The 748-nt window shown below is 34.0% G+C and carries 2 protein-coding genes; both read left to right on the forward strand.

What is annotated here, in order from left to right:
- The first annotated feature begins 123 nt into the window (after window positions 1–123).
- A complete protein-coding gene (locus FC70_RS02625; protein WP_003625288.1) occupies window positions 124–402 on the forward strand; it encodes a plasmid mobilization protein in 279 nt (92 codons plus the stop codon).
- Window positions 392–694 (forward strand): type II toxin-antitoxin system YafQ family toxin, encoded by a 303-nt coding sequence (locus FC70_RS02630; protein WP_005917927.1) that lies wholly within the window; start codon window positions 392–394, stop codon window positions 692–694. The genes FC70_RS02625 and FC70_RS02630 overlap by 11 nt, the downstream gene beginning before the upstream one ends.
- Window positions 695–748 lie beyond the last annotated feature (54 nt).

Genomic DNA, 748 nt, shown 5'->3' on the forward strand with positions numbered 1-748 from the left:
GGTAAGACAACTTGTTGCATAAGCTGTTAGTTCCTTTACTTTAAAATTAATTTAGTTGCAGAAAACCTAAAAATCGAATATTATAATGTAGTACGATGGTAAACTTAAAGGAGGCGGATTAGAATGAGTAATACTATTATTAAAAACAAGACAATTTCAACTCGTGTAACACCTGACATTAGTGAACGGGCTAAAGCTAATCTAGCAAAACAAGGGCTAACCGTTTCTGAGTATATACGCTTATCGTTAGTTAAAGCGGCCAATAATGAAGTTCGATTAGTCAGCTTTTTAGATTCTCCGGAAGCCTTAGCCGCTAAAAAAGAAGCAGAAACAGGGCAGGTCAAAAACATTGGTTCATTGACTGACTTTGAAGATTGGATCGATAAGTTAGATGCAAATTAAACAGACCAAATCTTTTGAACGTGAATTAAAAAAACTAGTCAAAAAACATTTCCCAATAACTGTCTTGAAGCCTTGTTTAGAAGCAATTGTTGAACAAGATGTACTTGTTTTGAAACAGATTAAAGATCATGCATTAAAAGGAAATTGGCGTGGCTATCGTGAATTTCACCCTGCCAGATATGGAAACTATGGTAAAAATTATGACAACTGGATTGTTATTTATCAGCTAGATCATGATGAATTGATTTTGTTATTGGTTGCAACTGGCTCCCATGAAATCCTGAATCAATAGCTATAGTTTAGGGGCACTTATAAAAAAATAAATTAAAATAGCCCCCAATATCTA

Source organism: Paucilactobacillus oligofermentans DSM 15707 = LMG 22743, assembly GCF_001434315.1.
GTDB classification, from domain to species: Bacteria; Bacillota; Bacilli; order Lactobacillales; family Lactobacillaceae; genus Paucilactobacillus; species Paucilactobacillus oligofermentans.

Excerpts from the sequence above, each read along its gene's own strand:
- FC70_RS02630 (WP_005917927.1), top strand. The coding sequence starts at position 392 with ATGCAAATTAAACAGACCAAATCTTTTGAACGTGAATTAAAAAAACTA.
- FC70_RS02625 (WP_003625288.1), top strand. The coding sequence starts at position 124 with ATGAGTAATACTATTATTAAAAACAAGACAATTTCAACTCGTGTAACA.